General features: G+C 65.4%; 26 protein-coding genes. 17 read left to right on the forward strand and 9 right to left on the reverse strand.

The genetic code is table 11. The features are described 5' to 3' along the window. The first annotated feature begins 4 nt into the window (after positions 1-4). The 10 genes from GJV37_RS29460 (at position 5) to GJV37_RS20225 (ending at position 9769) form a co-directional block, all read left to right on the forward strand. The gene (locus GJV37_RS29460) at positions 5-2263 is read left to right on the forward strand and encodes a methyltransferase domain-containing protein (protein ID WP_052239098.1); all 2259 of its coding nucleotides are present in this window, start codon (positions 5-7) and stop codon (positions 2261-2263) included. A 33-nt stretch (positions 2264-2296) separates the two neighbouring features. Further along, entirely contained in the window at positions 2297-3061 is a 765-nt protein-coding gene (locus GJV37_RS20185; protein WP_193452879.1) for a class I SAM-dependent methyltransferase, read from the forward strand. A 66-nt stretch (positions 3062-3127) separates the two neighbouring features. Next, positions 3128-3913, forward strand: a complete 786-nt coding sequence (locus GJV37_RS20190; protein WP_037006843.1) for an ABC transporter permease — start codon at positions 3128-3130, stop codon at positions 3911-3913. Continuing rightward, complete coding sequence (locus GJV37_RS20195; protein WP_169889488.1) at positions 3913-5142, forward strand: ABC transporter ATP-binding protein; 1230 nt, start codon at positions 3913-3915, stop codon at positions 5140-5142. The genes GJV37_RS20190 and GJV37_RS20195 overlap by 1 nt, the downstream gene beginning before the upstream one ends. Then, complete coding sequence (locus tag GJV37_RS20200) at positions 5139-6278, forward strand: glycosyltransferase family 4 protein (RefSeq protein WP_169889486.1); 1140 nt, start codon at positions 5139-5141, stop codon at positions 6276-6278. Before GJV37_RS20195 ends, GJV37_RS20200 begins: the two co-directional genes overlap by 4 nt. Positions 6279-6428: 150 nt before the next feature. After that, the gene (locus GJV37_RS20205) at positions 6429-6623 is read left to right on the forward strand and encodes a DUF1127 domain-containing protein (protein WP_024763707.1); all 195 of its coding nucleotides are present in this window, start codon (positions 6429-6431) and stop codon (positions 6621-6623) included. Between the two features lie 92 nt (positions 6624-6715). Then, complete coding sequence (locus GJV37_RS20210; RefSeq protein WP_170858119.1) at positions 6716-7036, forward strand: DUF2388 domain-containing protein; 321 nt, start codon at positions 6716-6718, stop codon at positions 7034-7036. Positions 7037-7147: 111 nt separating this feature from the next. Next, positions 7148-7441, forward strand: a complete 294-nt coding sequence (locus GJV37_RS20215; RefSeq protein ID WP_024763705.1) for a DUF2388 domain-containing protein — start codon at positions 7148-7150, stop codon at positions 7439-7441. A 37-nt stretch (positions 7442-7478) separates the two neighbouring features. Next, a complete protein-coding gene (locus GJV37_RS20220) occupies positions 7479-7814 on the forward strand; it encodes a DUF2388 domain-containing protein (RefSeq protein WP_024763704.1) in 336 nt (111 codons plus the stop codon). After that, positions 7811-9769: a DUF7844 domain-containing protein gene (locus GJV37_RS20225; RefSeq protein WP_065327711.1), complete on the forward strand. Its 1959-nt coding sequence runs from the start codon at positions 7811-7813 to the stop codon at positions 9767-9769. The genes GJV37_RS20220 and GJV37_RS20225 overlap by 4 nt, the downstream gene beginning before the upstream one ends. 48 nt (positions 9770-9817) lie before the next feature. Here GJV37_RS20225 and GJV37_RS20230 read toward each other — a convergent pair whose 3' ends face one another. From GJV37_RS20230 to GJV37_RS20250, 5 genes are all read right to left on the reverse strand, one after another. Continuing rightward, positions 9818-10219 carry a GFA family protein gene (locus tag GJV37_RS20230; protein WP_024763702.1) on the reverse strand — a complete coding sequence of 134 codons (402 nt, stop codon included), beginning with the start codon at positions 10217-10219 and terminating at the stop codon, positions 9818-9820. A 15-nt stretch (positions 10220-10234) separates the two neighbouring features. Beyond that, complete coding sequence (locus tag GJV37_RS20235; protein WP_084358451.1) at positions 10235-10948, reverse strand: phytanoyl-CoA dioxygenase family protein; 714 nt, start codon at positions 10946-10948, stop codon at positions 10235-10237. Further along, the gene (locus GJV37_RS20240; protein WP_037011732.1) at positions 10945-11871 is read right to left on the reverse strand and encodes a LysR family transcriptional regulator; all 927 of its coding nucleotides are present in this window, start codon (positions 11869-11871) and stop codon (positions 10945-10947) included. The genes GJV37_RS20235 and GJV37_RS20240 overlap by 4 nt, the downstream gene beginning before the upstream one ends. A gap of 75 nt (positions 11872-11946) precedes the next feature. Then, a complete protein-coding gene (gene speB / locus GJV37_RS20245) occupies positions 11947-12903 on the reverse strand; it encodes an agmatinase (protein ID WP_024763699.1) in 957 nt (318 codons plus the stop codon). Positions 12904-12930: 27 nt separating this feature from the next. Continuing rightward, the gene (locus tag GJV37_RS20250) at positions 12931-14316 is read right to left on the reverse strand and encodes a sodium:solute symporter family protein (protein ID WP_038803461.1); all 1386 of its coding nucleotides are present in this window, start codon (positions 14314-14316) and stop codon (positions 12931-12933) included. Between the two features lie 240 nt (positions 14317-14556). Here GJV37_RS20250 and GJV37_RS20255 point away from each other — a divergent pair, with 240 nt between their 5' ends. Both GJV37_RS20255 and GJV37_RS20260 read left to right on the forward strand, forming a co-directional pair. Further along, the gene (locus tag GJV37_RS20255; RefSeq protein ID WP_024763698.1) at positions 14557-14784 is read left to right on the forward strand and encodes a CopG family ribbon-helix-helix protein; all 228 of its coding nucleotides are present in this window, start codon (positions 14557-14559) and stop codon (positions 14782-14784) included. Continuing rightward, on the forward strand, positions 14781-15062 hold the full coding sequence (locus GJV37_RS20260) for a type II toxin-antitoxin system RelE/ParE family toxin (protein ID WP_024763697.1): 282 nt from the start codon (positions 14781-14783) through the stop codon (positions 15060-15062). The genes GJV37_RS20255 and GJV37_RS20260 overlap by 4 nt, the downstream gene beginning before the upstream one ends. Before the next feature lie 243 nt (positions 15063-15305). Here GJV37_RS20260 and GJV37_RS20265 read toward each other — a convergent pair whose 3' ends face one another. Further along, positions 15306-15593, reverse strand: a complete 288-nt coding sequence (locus tag GJV37_RS20265) for a DUF2218 domain-containing protein (RefSeq protein ID WP_193452880.1) — start codon at positions 15591-15593, stop codon at positions 15306-15308. Positions 15594-15690: 97 nt separating this feature from the next. Between GJV37_RS20265 and GJV37_RS20270 the strand changes: the two genes are divergently transcribed. Both GJV37_RS20270 and GJV37_RS20275 read left to right on the forward strand, forming a co-directional pair. Next, positions 15691-16608, forward strand: coding sequence for a LysR family transcriptional regulator (locus tag GJV37_RS20270; protein ID WP_024763695.1), 918 nt, complete (start codon positions 15691-15693; stop codon positions 16606-16608). Between the two features lie 43 nt (positions 16609-16651). Then, positions 16652-17107 carry a GNAT family N-acetyltransferase gene (locus tag GJV37_RS20275; protein ID WP_169889474.1) on the forward strand — a complete coding sequence of 152 codons (456 nt, stop codon included), beginning with the start codon at positions 16652-16654 and terminating at the stop codon, positions 17105-17107. Position 17108: 1 nt separating this feature from the next. Here the strand turns inward: GJV37_RS20275 and GJV37_RS20280 are convergent, their stop codons facing one another. Further along, a complete protein-coding gene (locus GJV37_RS20280; protein WP_024763693.1) occupies positions 17109-18137 on the reverse strand; it encodes a helix-turn-helix domain-containing protein in 1029 nt (342 codons plus the stop codon). 73 nt (positions 18138-18210) lie between these two features. Next, positions 18211-19161: an alpha/beta fold hydrolase gene (locus GJV37_RS20285; protein WP_193452881.1), complete on the reverse strand. Its 951-nt coding sequence runs from the start codon at positions 19159-19161 to the stop codon at positions 18211-18213. Positions 19162-19374: 213 nt separating this feature from the next. Between GJV37_RS20285 and GJV37_RS20290 the strand changes: the two genes are divergently transcribed. Together GJV37_RS20290 and GJV37_RS20295 are read left to right on the forward strand one after the other, a co-directional pair. Next, entirely contained in the window at positions 19375-20301 is a 927-nt protein-coding gene (locus GJV37_RS20290) for a LysR family transcriptional regulator (RefSeq protein WP_193452882.1), read from the forward strand. Positions 20302-20372: 71 nt separating this feature from the next. Further along, entirely contained in the window at positions 20373-20657 is a 285-nt protein-coding gene (locus GJV37_RS20295; RefSeq protein WP_037011740.1) for a hypothetical protein, read from the forward strand. 33 nt (positions 20658-20690) lie between these two features. Here the strand turns inward: GJV37_RS20295 and GJV37_RS20300 are convergent, their stop codons facing one another. After that, on the reverse strand, positions 20691-21617 hold the full coding sequence (locus GJV37_RS20300; RefSeq protein ID WP_065327704.1) for a LysR family transcriptional regulator: 927 nt from the start codon (positions 21615-21617) through the stop codon (positions 20691-20693). Positions 21618-21713: 96 nt separating this feature from the next. On the opposite strand from GJV37_RS20300, the gene GJV37_RS20305 reads away from it, so the two are divergent. Then, complete coding sequence (locus GJV37_RS20305) at positions 21714-22562, forward strand: AraC family transcriptional regulator (protein ID WP_193452883.1); 849 nt, start codon at positions 21714-21716, stop codon at positions 22560-22562. Positions 22563-22606: the final 44 nt, after the last annotated feature.

Genomic DNA, 22606 nt, shown 5'->3' on the forward strand with positions numbered 1-22606 from the left:
TTAGATGCTTTTCCTGATCTACTCTGCGACCGACTCCAGCAGTATCGAGAGCAGCCTTGGCCTTCCCGAATACAGCTACTATTTCGTCCTGAAGGAATTCCGCCCGATGCTCGAGAAGCTCGGCCGGGTGCAGGTCGTCAAATCGCCGGAGACAGAGGTCGACGCGATCTACGACAGCTGCCTCGCCAGCGGCGAGGATTGCGTCTTTCTCTCCTTCTCTCCCCCCAACAAGACTCTGACCACCCTGCGCTGCCCCACCATTCCGGTGTTCGCCTGGGAGTTCGACACGCTGCCGGACGAGGCTTGGGATAACGATCCCAACAACGATTGGACCCATGTACTAGCTCGCTTGGGTAAGGCGATCACCCACTCGGAGCACACCGTCGCGACCATTCGCAAGGCAATGGGTGACGACTTCCCGGTCATTTCGCTTCCATCCCCACTCTGGGATCGCTTTGAAAAGCTGCGAGTAAAGTACCCACCGACCGCCATCCGCAATCCGGTGACCCTGAGCGTGCGGGGGAGCATTCTCGATAGCGCCCAACTGTCCCTGGCTGCGCCAGCCAGCCCGGATACAGAGCTACCAGTTTTTCGAAAGTCCATGCGCTATCGCCTCGGGGCAACCAAGCGCCATGCCATCGAATGGTATCGCGATGCTGTTCGCGATCTGCTTCCTGGGCGCGTGGCCAATCTGCTCTCGCAGTTTCTGCGTCAGGCCAACTGGCGCCGCCAGCAACGGGCCCAGGCCCGTTTAGACGCCCAGGCGCCGCAAGTGCAATCGATCACACTGGATGGCGTCATTTACACCACAGTGCTGAACCCCTGCGATGGCCGCAAGAACTGGGGTGACATGGTGACAGCCTTCTGTGAGGCATTTGCCGAGGTGCCCGAGGCAACCCTGGTTTTCAAATTCACCTACCTGAACAGCGATTGGGCCTTCTCGATGCTCAGCGATGCCTTGCGTCGCGTCCCTTCGTTCAAATGTCGAGTCGTAGGCATCCATGGCTACCTCGAGGACGACTCCTACGAGCAGTTGATCGCCACTTCGACCTACACCGTAAACAGCTCGGTAGGCGAAGGGCAATGCCTGCCTCTGATGGAATTCATGTCCTGCGGAAAACCCGCTATTGCTCCGCGGCACACTGCGATGATTGATTACATCGACGAACAGGTTGCCTTCCTGGTCAACTCCAGCGAAGAGCCGTCCTGTTGGCCACATGACCCGCGCATCATCTTCCGCGCCCATAAGCATCGAGTCGACTGGGCCTCGCTGCGCGATGCATTCCTGTCCAGCTACAAGGTCGCGACGGAGCAACCGCAGCGCTATATAGAAATGGCGAACAATTCGATCGCCCGCCTGTTCCTGCATGCATCCCATGCCAGCGCAACGCAGAACCTCGGTGAGTTCCTCGGACTCCGCCAAAGCATGGTCCCCGCCGCTCCCCGCCAGGAAATGGTCGAGCTTCCTGACCTTTCTCGCCTGACCGGCCTCCACGATGCAAACCTAAGCGGCTGGTTCAATTCGGAGACGGGGGAACTGGTCCCCGGATTCGCCATCGCCCCTGATGATGTAGTGATTGATGTCGGTTGCGGGACGGGCGGTGCCAGCCTGTTCTGCGCACGGCAGGGCGCAACCGTGCACTTCCTAGATCTCGATGCGGAAAAGGTCGCTGAAGCCGAGGAGCGGCTATCGCAGGTCGGCAGCGGCAGTTGCATCGGCATAGTCAGCGACTGCGCACCGCTGCCGCTCGAGGATGGCTTGGCCAGCAAGGTTATCGCCATGGAGATGCTCGAACACGTACAAGATCCCGCTGGCGTGATGAAAGAACTAGTTCGGGTGGGGCGACCAGGCGCCCTCTACCTCATCAGTGTGCCGGATGCGAAAGGAGAACTGCTGCAGAAGAAATTCGCCGATCCTGCGCACTTCGAAGAGCCGAACCATGTCCGAATCTTCACCAGTTCCGAATTGGAACAATTAGTTGTGGAGGCAGGCCTGGTCGTCGAGGGCCGGCAGACGACTGGCTTCTACTGGGTCATCTGGATGTGCTTCTTCTGGGTTTGCCAAAAGGCAAGCGGGGAACCTTACGACGGTGCAACGCTCGACAAGATCACGCCGCCCTATCCGCCGGTATTGAATAGTTGGGCCGATACCTGGCTGAAGTTCCTGCAGCTGCCGGATGCAGTCCCCATCAAGCAAGAGCTTGATAGCTTCCTACCGAAATCCCGCATCATCGTGGCGCGCAAACCGACAGAGCAGGCGTAGCCCCTTCTTTCTATGTGAACAAGCGATCGGACAATGACGACACAGAATAATTACAAGTACAACGCCAACGATGACGCCATCAGCTTGTGGCAGAAGAACTTCACAAGTCGAATCGGTGATGGCTCGGGCGACCCAGAGGAAGAGTTTCTGACGTACGTCAAGCTGGTCGCTCAGTTGAAGCCGACAACCCCATGGTTGGAAATCGGCTGTGGCCTGGGACGGATGATCGAACTGCTGGACACCGAGCGCAACGCGATAATCGGACTAGAGCCGGACCAGGATCGTTTTTCTGACTGCAAGAAGCGATATCGGGGCAGGGGCAACATCGAGATCTTCAACATCACCAGCAGAGAGTTGCGGAAAACTCAACCTGCTGCTCGATTCGACCTGATTCTGAACTCCATGGTGCTACAGCACGTCTCTACCGGCATTTGCGATGAAATTCTCCAGGACATTCGCGAACTGCTATCTCCTGACGGCGTCGCTCTCGTCTCAACGACTCAGAATTGCAAGGAGCTGTTCACCTTCCAGAGCAGCCCCAAACACCAGACACGCCAGGAGTTCGACGACTATGCCGCCAACCCAGGCCAACAGTCCTTCGGTATTCCCGTGCGCAAATTCAGCAAGGATTCTTTCCTCTCCGCCCTCGACTCCAATGGACTGGCCGTACTCCACTGGGGACAGTTCAGCTACATCCGCCCAGAGAAAGTCGATTGGTTTGCCAATCAGTATCAGGTGAGCAGCAGCGACATCAGGGACGTTGGCGACAGCCAGTACGCCCTGATCAGGCGAAAGTGAGTACGCGAGATCAGCTCGCCTCGATCCAATCCGCACACCCGCTATTTCCACACTTCGGGGATTCAGATGCTAGGCAGTCTCTGGGCCTTTCGAGGCTTCGTCATCAGCAGCATCCGCCGCGAGTTCCAGGCGCGCTACCGCAACTCCCTGCTGGGGGCGCTGTGGACCGTGCTCAACCCGCTGGCGATGATCCTGGTCTACACGCTGGTGTTCTCGCAGCTGATGCGCTCGCGCCTGCCAGGCGTGGACAATCACCTGGCCTACGGCTTCTACCTGTGCGCCGGTTTCCTGGTATGGGGCCTGTTCACCGAGATCACCGGGCGCAGCCAGTCGATGTTTCTCGACAACGCCAATCTGATCAAGAAGCTGAGCTTCCCGCGGATCTGCCTGCCAACCGTGGTCATCGGTACCGCGCTGGTCAACTTCGCCATCACCTTCGTCCTGTTCCTGCTGATCATCAGCGCAGCCGGGGCTTTCCCCGGACCCGCGCTGCTCGCTCTGCTACCCCTGCTGGCGATCATGCTCGCCTTCGCGGCAGGCCTGGGCATGCTGCTGGGGGTGCTGAACGTGTTCTTCCGCGATGTCGGCCAGCTGTTTGGCATCGTGGTGCAGTTCTGGTTCTGGCTGACCCCTATCGTCTACCCGATCGCGATCCTGCCCTCCTACATCCGGCCGCTGGTGGAAATCAACCCGATGACACCGCTGGTGGGGGCGTTCCAGACGGTGCTGGTGTACCAGCGCTGGCCGGACTGGGCCTCCCTGTGGTCACCGCTGCTGATTTCGATCCTGCTCTGCGGGGTGGGCCTGCTGCTGTTCCGCGCTCGCTCGGGTGAAATGGTGGACGAACTCTGATGGGCACGATCGTCGTAGAGAAACTGGGCAAGGCCTACCGCCAGTATCCCAGCAAGTGGGCACGACTGGCCGAGTGGATCACTCCCGGCCGGCAGCTCCGCCATCAGTTGCACTGGGTCCTTCGAGACGTGAGTTTCCGCATCGAACCCGGCGAAGCGGTGGGCATAATCGGCGTCAATGGCGCCGGCAAGAGCACCCTGCTGAAGATGATCACCGGCACTAGCCAGCCCAGCGAAGGGAACATCCACATGCAGGGCCGGGTCGCCGCCCTGCTGGAACTGGGCATGGGCTTCCACCCGGATTTCAGTGGCCGGCAGAACGTCTACATGGCCGGTCAGCTACTGGGCATGAGCATCGGCGAGATAGACCGGCTCATGCCCGAGATCGAAGCCTTCGCCGAAATCGGCGAGGCCATCGAACAACCGGTGCGCACTTACTCCAGCGGCATGCAGATGCGCCTGGCGTTCAGCGTCGCCACGGCCCAGCGCCCTGACATCCTGATCGTCGACGAAGCCCTGTCGGTCGGCGACGCCTACTTCCAGCACAAGAGCTTCGAGCGCATACGCCAGTTCCGCAAAGCGGGCACCACGCTGCTGCTGGTCTCCCACGACCGCCATGCCATTCAGTCGATCTGCGACCGCGCGCTGTTGCTGGAGGCCGGGCGGCTTGCGCTGGAAGGAAAGCCCGAAACGGTATTCGACTACTACAACGCGGCACTGGCGAACCGCGAGGAAGCCCTGATCCGGCAGGAGACACTGGCCGACGGCCGCGTACAGACCTCATCGGGCACGGGCGAGGCTCGAATTGTCTCGGTGATATTGCGCGACACCAAAGGCAGCGCCGTGGAAGCAATCGCCATTGGCCAGGCCGTGACCCTTGAAGTGGAAGTCTCGGTGGAGAAGGCGATTCCTCGGCTGATCCTCGGCTTCATGATCAAGGACCAGCATGGCCAGCCCATCTACGGCATCAACACGCACCGCCTCGACATGGCGCTGGAGGACCTCCAGGCCGGTGAGCGGGCGCGCTTCCGCTTTGCCTTCGAAGCCACGCTGGGCAAGGGCCACTACTCCGTGGCCATCGCCCTCTCCGCCTACGACTCGCACCTGGACAAGAATTATGAATGGCGCGATCACAGCCTCATTTTCCACGTCCTCAACCAGGGCAAGGAAGACTTCGTCGGCTCGACCTGGCTGGGCGCCCGAGCGCAAGTAGAGAAGGTCGGTGCATGAGGTCCGTGCCGCGGGTCGTGCTCAATGCCAGCATCCTGCTTGCCCCGCAAGCCGGCATCGGCCGGTATGTCGGTGAGCTGAGCCGCGCCCTGCAGCAGCGAACCGACGTTCACCTCTCGTTCACCTACGGTCTGCACCATGGTCCGCAGTTGCCTGCCCAGGGGCTGAGCCACTACTCGCTGCTGCGCGATCTGGCGAAACGCCTGCTGCCGTCGCCTTACCAGGCCAAGCGCTGGGTGGAGCGCCGCACCCTCAGGCGCGCCCTCGACGAGCAGAATGCCGACCTGTACCACGAGCCTTCGCTGTGGCCGCAGCGTGTCGATCGCCCGATGGTGTTCACCCTGCATGACCTGACCCACGTTCATTATCCGCAGACACAGCCAGCGGATCGGCTGCGCGCCATCGAAAAAAGCCTGGACCACGCCCTGGGCAATGCGCGCAGAATTCTCTGCGTCTCCGAGTCCACTGCCCAGCAAGCCATGCAGCACTACGGCCTGAACCGTGAGCGCCTGTGTGTCACACCCCTGGGCGTCTCAGCGCATTTCCGGCCATGCAGCGCGGATCAATCCTTGCCGACACTGCAGCCCCTCGGCCTGCGCCATCGTAAATTCCTGCTCTGCGTTGGCACCCTCGAACCACGCAAGAACCTCGAACTGGTGTTCCAGGCCGTTCAGCACCTGCCCTCCTCCTTCCTCGAGCACTGCCCGCTGGTGCTTGCCGGCGCTCGCGGCTGGGGAGAAATCCCACTCTCACTGGCGCAACTGGAGCGCAAAGGACACCTGATCCGCACCGGCTATCTGGAGCGCGAGCCATTGCATCTGCTGATGGGCTCGGCACGCACGCTGCTGTTCCCTTCCCTGTATGAGGGTTTCGGCCTGCCCATTCTCGAGGCGATGGCCAGCGGCACCCCGGTGATCACCTCCAACTGTTCCTCCATGCCGGAGGTCGGCGGAGAAGCCGCGGTATATATCGATCCGACACAGCCGGAACAGCTGGCCGAGGCAATCCTGCGCCTTCATGAAGACGACGCCTTGTGGGCAACCTTGCAGCTGGCGGGACTCAAGCGCGCAGGCGAATTCTCCTGGGAGCGAACCGCGGAACTGACGATGAGCGCCTACCGCGCAGCGCTGAGCTAGCCCGCAGCAGAACAATCGTGCGTCCTTCGCAGCGATACAGTTGCCGGCAGACCTGGACTGCTCTAATACAATTTCGCCTCCCTGTGCCTGCCCGCGCGCCCTCACCGAGCCCATCCTAATTCCACAGGAACGGACCGGGAGGAACCCGCCATGCAAAGTTTCGTATCCACTGCTCATCCCAAACCCGACACACCGCGTCCGGGCTTGCGCCACCTGCTGCGCCAATGGCACCAGAACGCCCGCACCCGCCGCCAGCTCGCCGAGCTGAGCAGCCTGCAACTGGCCGACCTGGGCATCAGCCCCAGCGAGCGCGTGAGAGAAATCTCGAAACCGTTCTGGCGCTAAATGCTGGTGACGCCGATCAGTCTTGGCTAGTCTGACCACAGTTAGAGTGGCCGCCCCGGCCACCTCTGTTTGGTCTTATCCGGAGCCACTCCATGAAGAACAGCCTTCGCCTGATTGCCGCCGCCGTCCTGATCGGTTGCACCACCGGCGCCTTCGCCACCAGTTTCGTCTACACCACCGACCTGTCGGTACGTGCCACTGGCGCCACTTCCGACGGCACCTCGGATATCAGCAACTCCTTCAAGGACGACAAGATCGTCCTGGAAGCCCGTGACGACGCCGCCACCTTCGTCGCCAGCCAGGGTCAGATTCGCGGTGCGCACCTGGAAGCCGCCCTCGCCCACATCCGCAGCAAGCTGCCGACCCTGGCCGCCAACGACCAGCAGCTGGCCCAGGCCATCCTGACCATCTGATCCACCGCTCGCCCCCTGCCGCGCCGGGCGCTCCGCCCGGCGCTCTGCGCTGGCTCTCCACAGCGCATTCCGTTAGCCTTGTCGGCCGTGCTTTTCCGATCGTCCGAGCCCATGCGTACCCTGTTCTTCCTGCTGCCGCTGCTTGCCTGTTCCCTGCCTGCCCAGGCATTCGACCAGACGACCCAGTTTCCGGTGGGGACCAGTTACGCCACCAGCCAGGTCACCAGCGCGCCCTTCGACAACAAGCTGCTGCGCGGCGCCCGCGATGACGCGGCGCTGTTCGTTGCCTCCGACGGCGCCCTGCGCGGTGCGCGCCTGGAAGCGGCCCTGCACTGGCTGCGACGGGAACACCCCGGGCTGGCGGCGAATGATCGGGAACTGGCCGAAGCCATTCTTGCCAAATAAGTTGTGAGCAGCCCTCGCTGCCCTTTCGGAGACATCCATGCGCCTCAGTTCGCTGTCCAAGAGCCCTCTGATCCTCGGTCTGCTGTTCGCCGCCTGCGCGTCCACCGCCCAGGCCCAGTCGGTGGTCCGCGTGTTCAACATCACCACCAACGCCTTCGCCCGCAGCATCGATTTCACCTCGGACACCACCACGTCCGTGCGCGACATGAAGGTCGTCCGCGAAGCCCGCGACGATGCCGCCAGCTATGTCGGCAGCGATGGCGCGATCCGTGGCGCCCAGCTCGAAGCCGCCTTCAAGGTGCTGCGCGAGCAGGTGCCGCAGGCGCGCGAAGCCTCCGACCAGGACCTGGCTGAAGCCATCCTCGCTCTGTGAGACTCCGGGCTGGCCGCTGGCTGGCGGCCCTGGCACTCACCGTCGCCGCCAGCAGCCACGCCGCGCTCCGCCTGGAGCTGGATGAGGAAGGCCTGAACGCTGCGCAGCGCCAGGCCAGCCAGCAGCTGCTCGACGAGGCCCTGCACACCCTGCCGGACAGTTTCGTCGCACGCCTGGATCGCAAGGTCCAGGTGCAGTGGCGCGACGACCTGCCCAGCAACGGCATGGGTCGCACCTTGCGCCCCGGCGCCATCGCCCTGAATACCCGCTACCTTGGCCCGCTCACCGACGGCACCGCCGCCACCGAGCAGACCGGCCGCACCCATGGCACCCTGCGCCGGGAACTGCTGGCCACGCTGCTCCATGAGCTGACCCACCTCTACGACCGCGCCCGCCTCTGGGAAACCGACGAAGGCCGGGTGATCCGCCGCTGCACGATGCGCGACAAGAGCCTCGGCCGCGTTGGCGCGCCGGATGAATGCCGTGGCCAGACCGGCCGCCGCTTCACCCTCTCGGACGACCCGCGCCTGCTCGACCTTGCCGGTTGGCCGCAGTACGCCGGCAAACATGGCGAGCGCGAGCAGCACAATCGCTTCCTGCTGCGCAGCCCGGACAAATACGAGCTGACCAACCCGCGCGAGTACGTCGCGGTGAACATGGAGTACTTCCTCCTCGACCGCAGCTTCGCCTGCCGCCGCCCGACGCTCTATCGTTACTACGCAGAGCGCTTCGGCGAGCGCCCGCATGACGAGTGCTCGACCCAGTACGCCTACCTGAACGCCGGCCGCGACTTCGGCCGCCAGCCGCTGGGCTATCTCGACCCGGAACGGGTCTACGAGGTCGACTACCTGATCGCCGAGGCCAACAACGAGATTGCCAGCCGCTGGGGCCACACCATGCTGCGCCTGGTGGTCTGTGCGCCGGGCCGCCCGCGCGGCCCGGCGTGCCGCCTGGACCTGGACCAGCACCTGGTGCTGTCCTACCGCGCCTTCGTCGGCGACCTGCAGCTGTCCAGCTGGGACGGCCTGACCGGCGCCTACCCCTCGCGCCTGTTCGTGTTGCCACTGTCGCAAGTGATCGAGGAGTACACCAAGGTCGAGCTGCGCAGCCTCGCCTCGATCCCGCTCAGGCTCAGCCGCGACGAGGTCAACAGCCTGGTGGAGCGCTCCGCGCAGAGCCACTGGAGCTACGACGGCAACTATTACTTCCTGTCCAACAACTGCGCGGTGGAGACGCTCAAGCTATTGCGCAGCGGCATCCAGCGCCAGAGCCTGCAGACCATGGACAGCATCACGCCCTATGGCGTCCTCGGCCTGCTGGAGAACAAGGGCATCGCCGACGCCAGCGTGCTGGACAACCCCAAGGAAGCGCTGCGCCTGGGCTATCGCTTCGACTCCTTCCGCGATCGCTACCAGGCCATGTTCGATGTGCTGAAGACGCGCATGAAGGTGCCACAGGACAAGGTCGAAGACTGGCTCGCCCTCCCCGCTGTCGAGCGCCGCCCGTGGTTCGACAAGGCCGACTTGCGCTCCAGCGCCGCCCTGCTGCTGCTCGAACAGGCGTCACTGCGCCGCCAGCTGCTGCTGGCCCAGGACGAGTTGAAGCGCTTGTACCTGAGCAACCCGGAGGCCATGAAGAGCAAGCCCGACCTCGCCGCCGCCGGCAAGACGCTGCAGCAGATCCTCGACGACAGCGGCTTCCTCAGCCGCCCTGCCGAACTCCTCGACGGCGGCTACGGCCTGCCCCAGGCGCCGGAAACGGCGACCCTGGAGAAGCAGACCCAGCAGCGCCAGCAACGCCTGCGCCAGCTCAGCGACAACCTCGATCGCGAAGTGCGCGCCCTGCTCACCCCGGAGCGCCGCGACGAGCTCGCGGCGCTGGAAGCCAACGCCAAGCAGATCGGCGCGCACCTGCGCGAACTGCACAAGGCAGCGGGCGGGCTGGAGTTGCCCTGAGACTCCGCCCATCCTACGAAGGCTTCACCTTGACGCCATCTCCGAGCACTAAAGCTTCTCCTCCCACTCCTCCTCCAGCTGCTCGTCCAGATGAATCCACGGCAGCCGGCTGTTCACCCAGATATGTCGATCCGGCACCACAGTGGCAACCTCCTCCAGCGTCGCCGTGGTGATATCCAGCGTATCCGGCGCCTGGTCGGTGAACAGGGCCAGCTGGGCACCACAGTTGCGGCAGAAGTAGCGCACGCACGGCGGCGAAGAGCGGTATTCGGCAGGCTTGCCGTGAGTCCAGCGAAAGCTCTTCAACGGCACCGTGACCCAGGTGGTGACGATGCCGCCGGTGGTGCGCCGGCAGATCGAGCAATGGCAGTGGGCGACGTCCTTCAGCTCGGCGTCGCACTCGTAGCGCAGCTGGCCGCAATGGCAGCCGCCGGCATGTACAGCACTCATCGTTGATCCTCCCAGTCAGTCGTACTCGGCCGCGTCGTGGTCGCCCAGCAGCCGGCGTTGCCGCGGTGTGCAGGCGGCGAGCACCTCAGGGTTGAAGGTCCAGTCCAGGTAGGGCGAGAACTTCTGCGCGACCATGCGCCGGCCGTAGTGCACCTGCAAAAGGTAGCGCGTGCGCTGACTCGTGTTGCGGCTGCCGGCGTGCCACAGGTCGCTGCGAAGCAGCAGGCAGTCACCGGCGCGGCACAGCACCGGTTCGGTGGCCCGGCCCTGCCACGCGCACTCGTCCGGGCCCGGCGCGCGGCCGGCACGGTGGCTGCCGGGAATCACCCAGGTCGGGCACAGCGCCTCGTCGATGTCGTCGAGGTAGATCTGCGCGGTACAGATGAACATCGGCACGTCGACGGCGGGCAGCGCGACAGGCAGGTAATCCTGGTGCATTTCCGCACCGATGAACCCCGGATGGCAACGCCAGGCGGTCTGGCCGATGACATGGCAGTCACCGCCCAGCGCCGCCTCGGCCAGCTCGATCAGCCCGGGCGGATCGAGGTACGGCAGCCAGCGCGGCGACCGGTTGAACACACACTTGTAGTGGTCCACCAGCCCTTCGTAATCCCAGTGCAGCGGCCGCAGGCCGTCGATCAGCGTGCGCACCTCGGCGACCTGTGCCGCGTCCAGCAGGCCGCGCAACAGGACGAAGCCGTCCTCGTGCAGGGCACGCAGCGCGTTCACACCGGCGCCACGCCGCTGCCCAGCCGCGCCTGGGCACGCTCCAGCGCATCAAGGAAGGCCGCCAGCGATTCGCCGGGCTCCGCGCCCTGACGCGTGACGCAGTGGAATTCCGAGACGTAGGCCAGCTGCGCCGGACGGATCGCGCGCAACCGGCCATCGGCCACCCACTCGCCGGCATAGTGGCTCGGCAGGTAGCCGATGAAGGTGCCGCTGAACACCAGGTTGGCGATGGCCTCCATGCTGTAGGCGTTGGTCGCGCGGCTGAACACCAGGCCGTGGGGCCGCCGGCTCTCGGCCATGTAGCCGCGCCCGACATACTCGGCAGCGCAGATCTGCTCCAGCGTCGGCTCGTCGTCCTGGCGGGCGAAGAATGGATGTTCGCGGGCGCAGTAGAGGTTCTGCTCCTCGCGGAACAGGGGCTGATAGCGCAGGCCGGACAAGCGATGGTGAAAAGCGCCAATGGCCAGTTGCAGGCGCTCTTCCAGAACCGCGTTCTCCAGCTCGTCCGGGCGCTGCGTATGCAGGTTCAGGCGCACTCGCGGGTTGTCCCGGCGGAACAGCTGGATCGCCAGCGGCAGCGGCCAGCAGTGCTGGCCAAGCACGCCATCCACGCAACCCAATTGAAGGATCTCGCGGTTGCGCCCACCCAGGCCGGTGACCTGCTCACGGAAGCGCTCGATGTCGGTGAACAGGCCGAGCGCCGCGTCGTAGAGCTCCTGGCCCTCATCGGTGAGCTGGAAGCCGCTGCTGCCGCGCCGGCAGAGCGAATAGCCCAGACGCAGCTCCAGATCCCGCACCAGCACGCTCAGGCGCGACAGGCTGGTATTCAGGCGCACCTGGGCGGAGGTGAAGCCGCCTGCCTCGACAATGGTGCAGAAGGTGCGCAGCAGGCGCAGGTCGATATCGGAAAGATTGCCCAGCATGGGAGTTCTCGCGGCGGCGGGCGCAGGCCTTTCGTTATAGCGCCGAGGACGCCGCCGCGTGAACCCCCACGACGCTCAGCGGCGAGCGGCCAGTGAATCGGCCAGCACGCAGAGCAGCTCGAACATCATGGTCGCGCCCACGAGCGCGGTCGCCCCGCCCTGGTCGAACGGTGGCGACACCTCCACCACGTCCGCGCCGATCAGGTTCAGGCCCTGCAGGCCGCGGATCAGGTGCTGCGCCTGCAGCGTGGTCATGCCGCCGATCTCCGGCGTGCCGGTGCCGGGCGCGAAGGCCGGGTCGAGCACATCGACGTCGAAGGTCACGTAGGTCGGCTCCTGCCCCACCACGCGACGCACCTCCGCCAGCGTCGCCTCGACGCCGAGGTCGGCGAACTCTTCCATGTGGATCACCCGGATGCCGCACTCCTGGGCAAAGGCTTCATCGTCTGCGTCGTAGATCGAACCGCGGATGCCGATCTGTACCGTACGCTTCGGATCGAGCAGCCCTTCTTCGATGGCGCGGCGGAACGGCGTGCCATGGGTGTACGGGTTGTCGCCAAAGTAACGGTCGTTGGTGTCGGAATGGGCGTCGAAGTGGACCATGCCGACGGGCCGCTCGGCGGCCAGCGCGCGGAAGATAGGCAACGTCACCAGGTGGTCGCCGCCCACCGACAGCGGGATGGCGCCAGCGGCGTGAATGCGCCGGTAGAAGCCCTCGATGCGCTTGAGCGAATCGAGCAGGTCGATGGGGTTCACCGGCGCATCGCCGATGTCACCGACGCGCACCAGATCGTAGGGGGCGATGTGGCTGACATGGTGCACCTTGCGCATCAGGCTGGACTGGTTGCGCACCTCGCGCGGGCCGTGGCGGGCGCCGGCGCGGTTGGTGGTGCCGCCGTCCCAGGGCACGCCGAGCAGCGCGATGTCCACCTGCGCCGGGTCTTCGAAGATGGGCAGGCGCATGAAACTGGGAATGCCGGCGAAGCGGGGAATTTCGGCGGCGTCCAACGGTTGGGGGAAGTCGTGGGTCACGGTTCGTCTCCTGGCTGCGAAAGGGATTCAGTCGGCCTGCGGCTGCAGGCCGATGGCAGGCTTGCCGGCGAGGCTGACCACCACGAAGGTGACCAGGCTGGCGAGCAGGCCGTAGGCGATGGGGGTATTGGCGAGGATGCCGTCGATGGCCATGAACAGGACCACCACCAGGCTGCCGACGACGATGCTGGCGATCGCCCCGCGGGCCGATGCGCGGCGCCACAGCAGCGCGCCGAGGATCGGCACCAGCAGGCCGCCCACCAGCAGGTTGTAGGCAATGCTCAGGGCGCCGATGACGTCGTTTACCAGGCATGCCAGGACCAGCATCACCACGCCCATCAGCAGGGTGAACAGGCGACTCTCGCGCAGGCCGTTGGGCGCACCGGGGCGCAGGAAGCGCGCATAGACATCCTCCTGCAGCACGGTGGCGGCGGCGAGCAGGCAGCCGGAGGCGGTGGACATGATGGCCGACAGCGCTGCCGCTACCACCAGCCCGCGCACGCCCGGCTCCAGGACCTGCCGGGTAACCTCGGCGTAGGCGTTCTCCGGCACCGCCAGGTTGGGGATCAACACGTGGGCGGCCGCGCCGATCAGCGCGCAGGCCAGGCCGTAGAGCATGCAGTAGATACCGGCGCCGAGGCCGGCGTAGCGCACCACCTTCTCGCTGCGCGCGGTGAACACACGCTGCCAGATGTCCTGGCCGATCAGCGCGCCGAAGAAGTACAGCAGGAAGTAGGTGAGGATGGTGTCGAGGCCGATGTGGCCAAGGTCGAAGAAGCCCGCCGGCAGCACCTCCTGCATCCGCGACAGGCCGCCCGCCTCGTGGATCGACATGGGCAGCAGCACGGCGAAGATGCCGAGGGTCTTGATCACGAATTGGATGATGTCGGTGAGGGTCAGCGACCACATGCCGCCGATCACCGAATAGAAGATGACGATGCCGCCGCCGCAGAGGATAGCCGGGATGCGCGGCACATCGAAGACCACCTCGGTCACCGAGCCGATGGCGATGGTCGCGGTGACCGCCACCATCAGGTCGTACGCGACCATCACGATGCCGCCGATCAGCCGCGACGACGCCTGATAGCGCTGCTCGAGGATCTGCGTGACGGTGTAGACCTTGAGCCTGGCGATCTGCCGCGAGAACACCAGGCTGAGGACGATGATCCCCAGGCCCAGCATGAACACCAGCCACAGGCCGGACAGCCCGTAGAGATAGCCGAGCTTCACCGTACCGATGGTGGACGCGCCGCCAAGCACCACGGCAGCCATGGTGCCCAGGTACAGGCCCGGGCCGAGCCGGCGCCCGGCGACGAGGAAGTCGTTCTGGTTGCGCGCCTTGCGCATTCCGTACCAGCCCAGGGCAAGCATGCCCAGGGCGTAGACCAGCATGATCAGGTAATCGAGCAGCATCGCGGGGCTCCTGTTGTTGTTGTGTGGGCCGCCCGGCAAGCCTGATGCGCCCCGCCTCGCCAACAAATCCCCAATGCCGGAAGCCAACTTTCGCCGGCGCGAAAGTGGCGGCCTGTCCCGCGCCTGGCGCGCCCTGGCCGCGTCTGCCGAAGAAAAACCTGCTCAAGCCAAGTGCTTGATTCGTATACGTATGTTATCGTTGTAAACACTGTATACAGCGTAAACGGAGCTGTTCAAAAAGTGACCACCGTTGTTTCGTTCCGCGCCGATGACAGCCTCGTGGCGGCGCTGGACCAACTGGCCCGCGCCACCCACCGGGACCGGCCGTATCACCTGCGCCAGGCCCTGGCGCAGTACCTGGAGCGCCAGAGCTGGCACGTGGCGGCCATCGATGAGGGCGTGGCCGACGCCGATGCCGGCCACCTGCTGGAGCACGCCGCCATCGAAGGCAAGTGGGGGCTGGCATGAGCCTGCAGTGGACGCACAAGGCCGCAGCCGACCTGGACGCCATCTATGACCACTACGTCGTGCTGATTGGCCCGGAGAAGGCATTAAGGGCGATCCAGGACATCGTCGAGCAGGTCAGCCCGCTGGCGAACCTGGACCTGAGCAGCAGCGGCGTGCCGAGCGAAGTCCCCGGCGTGCGCGAACTGAGTGTCGAGCGCTGGCCGTACCAGGCCGCTTTCCGGGTAAAGGGCCGTTCTGTACAGATTTTGCGCATCGACCGTGTGGATAACCCGGGGTAAAAGTGGCCACACGGTTACAAGATGTTTCAAAGCATTGACTTTTCTTATTGATCATAAATCGATCAATAGAGCAAAGGCGTATTACTTGGTCAGTCAGCAGCATTCAGGGATAAGAACGAATATTTTGTGACCAATCGGTAGTGTTCAGTCAAAATCCCTGAGCGACGTCTGGCGTTTTCCAGGCAACAAAAAACCCGGCCTTGGCCGGGTTTTTCAGTTTTTGCGCTTTTCCGCCGAGTGATTTCAGGCGGCTTGCCAGTTCACCGGCAGTTGGCCTTCTTTCCAGGCGAAACGGTCGAGGTGGCTGACTACCACGTTCTGCAGGCGCTCAAGGCCTTCGGCATCAGAGGACTCGGCTTCCATCAGCAGGGCTTGCGCGGTGGCGTGCAGGCGGCAGGTGCCGAAATCGAAGGTCAGGACGCCCCGGTCTTCGGTCAGTTCGACCGGCAGCTTGTGGGCGAAGTGGTTGCACAGGCGCTTGAGGTAGCGCGCGGCATCGGGGGTAGGGACGGTGGCACGGCTCGAAGGCATCGTTTCTCTTCTCCATTTTGGGAGATGACATCCTAGGCGCCGGCAATCAAGGGAAAAACCCGCTATTTTGCCTTTCACTCTTTAGCGGAGCTTCACAATGGACAATCTTCGCGGCATGGCGGTGTTCGCTACCGTGGTCTCGCGCGGCTCCATGGCCGCCGCGGCCGAGGCCCTCGGCATGACGCCCTCGGCGGTCAGCCAGCAGATTCGCAAGCTCGAAGCCCACGCCCAGGTCACGCTGCTGCACCGCACCACCCGCAAGCTGACGCTGACCGAAGCCGGCGAGGCCTTCTACCGCAGCTGCGCGCAGATGCTGGCGATTGCCGAGGAAGCCGAGCAGCGCCTGGGCGAATGGCGCGAAGCGCCGGTGGGCGAGCTGCGGCTGGCGGCACCGGTGGGCTTTTCCGGCAAGTTGATCACCGAAGCGCTGCGGCCGCTGCTGGAGAACCACCGGCAACTGCGCTTGCAGTTGTTCTTCCATGACGAGCAGATCGACCTGATCGAACAGCGCATCGACCTCGCCATCCGTGTCGGCAGCCTCTCCGATTCCAGCCTGGTGGCGCGCCATCTGGCGGAATGGAACAACGTCATCTGCGCAGCACCCACCTACCTTCGGCGCATCGCCGCCATCGACCATCCCCAGCAATTGCAGAACGTGGACTGGCTGGCGCTGAACACCGTGGCGCACCAGGCCTACCTGACCTTCAGCGGGCCGGGCGGAGAAACCTGCAAGCTGCGCCTGGAGGCGCGCGTCGCCGCCAACAGCATGATCGCCCTGCGCCAGTTCACCCTCGATGGCCTCGGCGTGTCCTGCCAACCGGAACCCGAAGTGCGCGAGGCACTGGAGGAGGGCAGGCTGGTGCGCCTGCTGCCGGAGTGGTCATTGCCGCCGTTCGGCATCTACGCCGTCACTCCGCGCCGCGACGCCCAGCCGGCCAAGGTGAAGGTCGCCATCGAAGCGCTGCGCCGGCACCTGGGCGGGTCCGCGACACTGCGCTTCCACGCGCCGGTGTGAGCCGCGTTACCATGGCCTTCTCGATGACCGGAGTGAACAGAACATGGCCCTGAACTGGACCTGCAAGCACCACCGCGACCTGACCAAGGAAGAGCTCTACGCCATCCTGCAACTGCGCACCGAAGTCTTCGTGGTGGAGCAGAAATGCCCGTACCAGGAAGTCGACGGCCTCGACCTGGTCGGCGACACCTGCCACCTGATGGTGGAGCAGGATGGCCAACTGATCGGCTACCTGCGCCTGCTCGATCCGCAACGCCATGACGGCGACGTGGTGATCGGCCGCGTGGTGATTGCGCCGGCCGGGCGCGGCAGCGGTCTTGGCCACCAGCTGATGGAGCAGGCGCTGCAAGCCATTGCCCGGCGCTGGGCCGGCCTGCCGATCTACCTCTCGGCCCAGGCGCACCTGCAGGGCTACTACGGTCGCTACGGCTTCGCGCCGGTGACCGAGGTCTATCTGGAAGACGACATCCCGCACATCGGCATGCGCCGCACCGCCTGACTCAGCGGGGCAGGGCGTCGCGCCAGGCACCGGGGCTGGTGCCGTACCAGCGGCTGAAGGCGCGGGAAAAGCTCTGCAAGTCACCGTAGCCGAGTTGGTCGGTGATCTGCGCCAGTGACAGCAGCGGATCCTCCAGCAGGTCCAGCGCGCGGAAGCGCCGTTGCTCGTCCAGCAGCTCGCTGTAGCGCCAGCCGTGGCTGAGCAATCGCCGCGCGGCGGTGCGCTCGGTCAGATGGCGGAGCTCGCAGAATGCCTGGAAGCTCGCGCCCTGGGGCAGTTCGCGGGCAATGTAGTCGGCGGCCTCGTCCAGCAGGGTACGCTGGGTCTGGCTGCGCGCCTGGTCGAGCAGGCCGACCAGGGTGGCCTCCAGCTCGGCGTTGGGCGGCGACAGAGGGCGGCGGTACAGCTCCGGCGCCAGGTGCAGCACCACCGCCGCCGAGCGCCAGCGCAGAGGCACGCGCAGCGCCTGCTGGTAGACATGCGGACTGGCCGGCTCGACGCCGGGCAAGTCGATGGCCAGCAGGGGATCGAGTGGAATGCCGCTGGCCGACAGCTTGCGCCGCAACAGGCTGCAGATACCCACCACGGTGTATTCGCTGCTCTGCCGCCCCGACAGCAGCGCACCCTGTTCGCTGAGTACCAGGGCGATCTGCCCGCGGTCCTCGCGCAACTCGGCGCGCAACGAACCGTTGAAATACGGGAAGTACTCGCAGAAGTAGGCGCAGGCCGACTCCAGGGTCGGCGCCACGTCGAACAGGTAGGTCAGGCCGTTGGTCAGGGTCGAGGCGAAGCGCTTGCCCGCCAGCAGGCCGATGGCCGATTCGCCGCTGGCCGCTTCGGCCTGGTCCCAGAAGCGCCGCGAGAGGAACAGCGGCACCCGCACCAGCGGCGTGCGCAGCTCCAGCAGCGTGCGGCGGAAGCTCGCTTCCAGCTCATCGCCCGGCACACCGCGCGCCAACAGCTCCTCGATGGCCGGCAGCAGGGTCGGCGCGTAGAAGGCGTTGGACAGGTCGGCGGGACGGGGGCTCATGGGCTCGGCAGCTCGGGATGGCGGCGCGACCGACCTTACGCATTGCGCCCGATGCCCACAAGCGCCAACGAATTCAGGCCGGGTAATGGCGCGTGAAGAAGTCCAGCAGGTAGGCATTCACCTTTTGCGGCTGCTGGTTCTGGATCCAGTGCCCGCAGTCCTCCAGCGCATGCTGTTCGAGGTTCGGCACATGCTCGGGCATGCGCTGCAGGGTGTACGCCTCGAAGCGCCCGACCGGGTCGCGGTCGCCGATCAGGAACAGCGTCGGCTGCTGTACCTGGCGCCCGACCAGCGACTCGGTGCGCTGCCAGCTGCGCTCGAAGTTGCGGTACCAGTTCAGCGCGCCGTGGAAGCCGCGGCCCTGGAAGGTTCGCACGTAGTACTGGAAGTCCTCGGCGCTGCACCAGCTCGGGTGCTGCGGCGGGGTCGGCAGGCCGTCGAACAGGCGGCCATCGGGGGACTGGTCGGGCGCCAGGCGCACGTTGTCACCGAGGAAGTGCCGCAGGCTGATGGCGACGTCCGCGTCCAGCTCGGCCTCTGCGCGCCCCGGCTGCTGGAAGTAGAGGATGTAGAAGAATTTGCCGGCGAACACCTCGCGCATGATCTCCACGGCGGGGCGCTTGGCGCGGCCGGCGAAGGGAACCGACAGCGTGGCCAGCACCTCGACGCGCTGCGGCTCCAGCAGCGCCAGGTGCCACGCCACCGGGGCGCCCCAGTCGTGACCGACCATCGCTACGCGCTCGTGGCCCAGGGCATCCATCGCTCCCTGGATATCCGCGCACAGGGTCAGCACGTCATAGGCATCCACCGCGTCGGGCGCGCTGGTCTGGCCGTAGCCGCGCATCTCCGGCACGAACACGCGGTAGCCGGCGGCAGCGAGCGCGCGCATCTGGTGCTGCCAGGAATGCCAGCACTCGGGGAAGCCATGCAGCAGCCAGACCGGCTTGCCACTCGGCGGGCCGCAGCTGTAGAGGCTGAGCTGGATGCCGTTGACCGCCAGCAGCTGGTGATCGAACTCGTTCATGGCCGGGGCTCCCGCGAAAGGTGATGACACAGGGAGAACCACTATGCCAAGTCCCGCGCACATCGCCGAAGCGCATTCATCGGCCGAATGCCGGCACCGCGTTCATCGGTGCAGCACACGGATGATCGGAAATTGTCCTGTAGCGCTGGCGGCGCGGGGCAGGGCGCTCACTAGCATCCACCGCTCGCTTTCGCGCCCAACGCGGTACCCGCCATGCTCGACCTACGCCAACTGGACCTCAACCTGCTGCTGGCCTTCGACGCCATCTACCGCCAGCGCAGCATCACCCGCGCCGCCGAGGTGATGAACCTCACCCAGCCGGCGATGAGCAACGCGCTGCGCCGCCTGCGCCTGCTCTGCGCGGACCCGCTGTTCGTCAAGACGCACCTGGGCGTGGCGCCGACGCTGGTGGCGCACCGGCTCTCCGGGCACGTCCGCGACGCCCTCGACAGCCTGCGTGACGCCCTGCACCACACACCCGCGGCGCTGGCCACGACGCCCACGCGGAGCCTGCGCCTGAGCTGCCCGGACGCTTTCCAGCCGCTGCTGCTCGACGCGCTGTGCGAGCAGCCGGAGCAGGACTGGCAGGTGCGCTACTACCAGAGCCGCCGCCGCGAAGCGTTGCACGAGTTGGCCACCGGCAAACTCGACCTGCTGATCGACGTCGACCAGCCGATTTCCCAGCAGAGCGGCTTGCGCAAGCTGCCTCTGCTCAGCGACCACTATGTGTTCGCCCATGGCGCGGCCTTGCAGCAGGCGCCGCGTACGCTGGAGGAATACCTGCGGGTACCGCAGATCCAGGTGTCGCAGCGCCGCGACGGGCTTGCGCCGGTGGACCTGGAGCTGGGCCTGCGTGGCCAGCGCCGGAGCATCGCCGTGAGCGTGCAGAGCGCACTGGCCGCACGCCTGATCGCCGACCGCCAGCCCTTCGGCCTGACCCTGCCCAGCCGCGTCGCCGAGCTGTTGGGGCTGCAGCAGAGCCCGCTGCCGCTGGAGCAGCCGCTGTGCCTGGAGTTGTGTCTCTATGTGGAAAGCTGCTACCGCTTCGAGCAAGCGATGGAGCGGGCACTGACCGGTATCCAGCAGGCGTTCGCCGGCCTGCGGAAACCGCCACGGCAACGCATCGCCCTGGAGCGCTAGGCGAGCGTTCCCAGGCATGCGACCGGTGGATAAGCTTGTGGCCAACGGATGCCATCGACAGCGGGAACCCCATGAAGCGAATCCCTACCGCCAGCCTGTGCCCCGAACTCGACGCGATCCTTCGCGCGGAGCTGAGTGCCGGCAACCAGTTGGGCGAAGGGCCGGTGCGCACCGACTGGCCGCAGCCCGGTTCGATCTACGCCGCATTGCGCGACAGCCTCCGCGTTCCACTGGGCGAGTTGACCGGCCCGGTGAAGCATTCGATCTGCCGCGATCCACATTACGGCTGGCATGACGAGTGTTTCTGCGAGCAGCATGGCGACCTGCTGGTGGCCGGCAGCACGCAACATCCCTGAGGTTTCAGCAGAGGCCGGCGCCGCTGCGCCCCATCAGCCCGCATGACTTCCGCGCGGCAAGCGCCGATCGGCCGCGAAGATCGCCTCGATCATCGCCTGCGCCGCCGGCGACAAGCCGTAGCCTGCGCGGCTGACGATGCCGTAGTGCAGGCGCAGCTCGGGGCGGTCCTGGGGCACGTCGACGATCTGCAGGATCGCCACCTCGCCGCGCTGCACCGGATCGTGTAGGGCCTCCACCGCGGCGAGGCCCACCGCATCGGAACGCGCGACGATATGCAGGATCGCGGCGAACTGCGCGCACTCGACGTTCATGTGGAAGTCACGCTCGCCGAGCACCTCGGCCAACACCTTGCGCAGCGGCGGCGGGATACGCGTACCGACGCGCGGGTAATCGAGCAGGGCGGCCAGGCGCAGCGTGCCCTGCCCGGTCAGCGGGTGCCCCGGCCGGCAGAAGAAGCGCCCCGGGCGCAGGTCCATCCAGCGCACCTGGTAGTCGGGGTCGCCGGCGAAATTGCGCGCATCGCCGATGAAGAATTCCACCTGCTCTTCCTTGAGCAACTGGGCCATCTGCTCCCAGTCGCCCATCAGGAAGCCGACGTCGATGGCCGGGTGTGCGCGGATGAAATCCGCCATCGCCTCCGGCACCAGCAACTGGGCGGGGTAGGGACCGCAGCCGAAGCGCAGTTCGCCGGCATTGAGGCCGTTGTACTGCTCCAGTTCGTTGCGCAGCGAACGGGTGCCACTGAGCAGGCGACGGGCGTGCTGCAGCACCAGCTGACCCTGGCCGGTGAGGCGGAAGTCGCGACTCTGGCGGTCCACCAGCTCGCAGTCGAGATCACGCTCCAGGGTCTGGATGCTGCGGCTCAGCGCCGACTGGCTGAGGCCGATGGCATCGGCGGCGCGCTGGAAGTTCTGGAAGTCGGCGAGGGCGGCCAGGTGGCGAAGCTGTCGGAGTTCCATCATGCATCCTGCGCATCAAAGTGTTGAGTCGAATGAATTTGATGGATAACAGAGCGAGCTGATCTAGTAAACCGGTCGCTGAACCGGTACCCCGCCATGTCGCCCCTGCTCTTCGCCTCCAGTGCCTTCGCCAGCACCATCCTGCTGCACGCCGCCCGCCTCGGGCTCAGCGCCGTCGACCTGCGCCTGCGCGCCGGTATTGCCGAAGCTTTGCTGGACGACCACCGCGGGCGCATTCCAGCGCTGCAGGTGGAGCAGCTGTGGCGCGAGTGCGAGCGGGCCAGCGGTAATCCGCACTTCGGCTGCGAGCTGGTCAACGGCATGGCGACCCATTGCCTGCAGGGGCTGAATATCCTGCTGGATTCCGCGCCGGACCTGGGCACCAGCCTGCGCGCGTTCTGCGAGCACGTGCCGTCGGTGACCAATTGCGTGGACGCACGGTTGGAGTTCGATGGCGAGAACACTCGCCTGGTCCTCGATCCGGTCACCCAGAACCTGCACCACTTCGGCCTCGACGCCGCCGTGCTCACCTTGATCCGCAATATCTCGCGGCGGATCGGCCGCTCGCCACAGGGCGTGTTCAACGCCGTGGGGATCGGCCCGCGGCAGCGCTGCGAGGAAATGCTGACGCTCTGGAATGTGCCGTGGCAGGTCACGCCGACGCCATTCCTGCAACTGCCCACTGCGCTGCTGGACACGCCGCTGCCGGGCGCCAACGAGTTCCTCTACCAGAGCCTGCGCCGCCAATGGTGCGGCACCGCGCGGACCGGGGAGGGCGATGGCCTGAGCCTGGCGCGCATCTGGCTGCGTTCGTCCGACCAGCCCATCGAACGCATCGCCGAACGCATCGGCTACCGCCAGAGCGGCAACTTCATCCGCGCCTTCCGCAAGCGCTTCGGCATCACGCCCAAGCAGTTCCGTCTGGGCCAGTCGATCGGCGCATGATCGAAATTTGTCGCTCCCGGCTTGTGGCGGAAAGGGCCGCCGCC

Origin of the sequence: Pseudomonas nitroreducens (genome assembly GCF_010994165.1) — a bacterium.
GTDB lineage: Bacteria > Pseudomonadota > Gammaproteobacteria > Pseudomonadales > Pseudomonadaceae > Pseudomonas > Pseudomonas nitroreducens.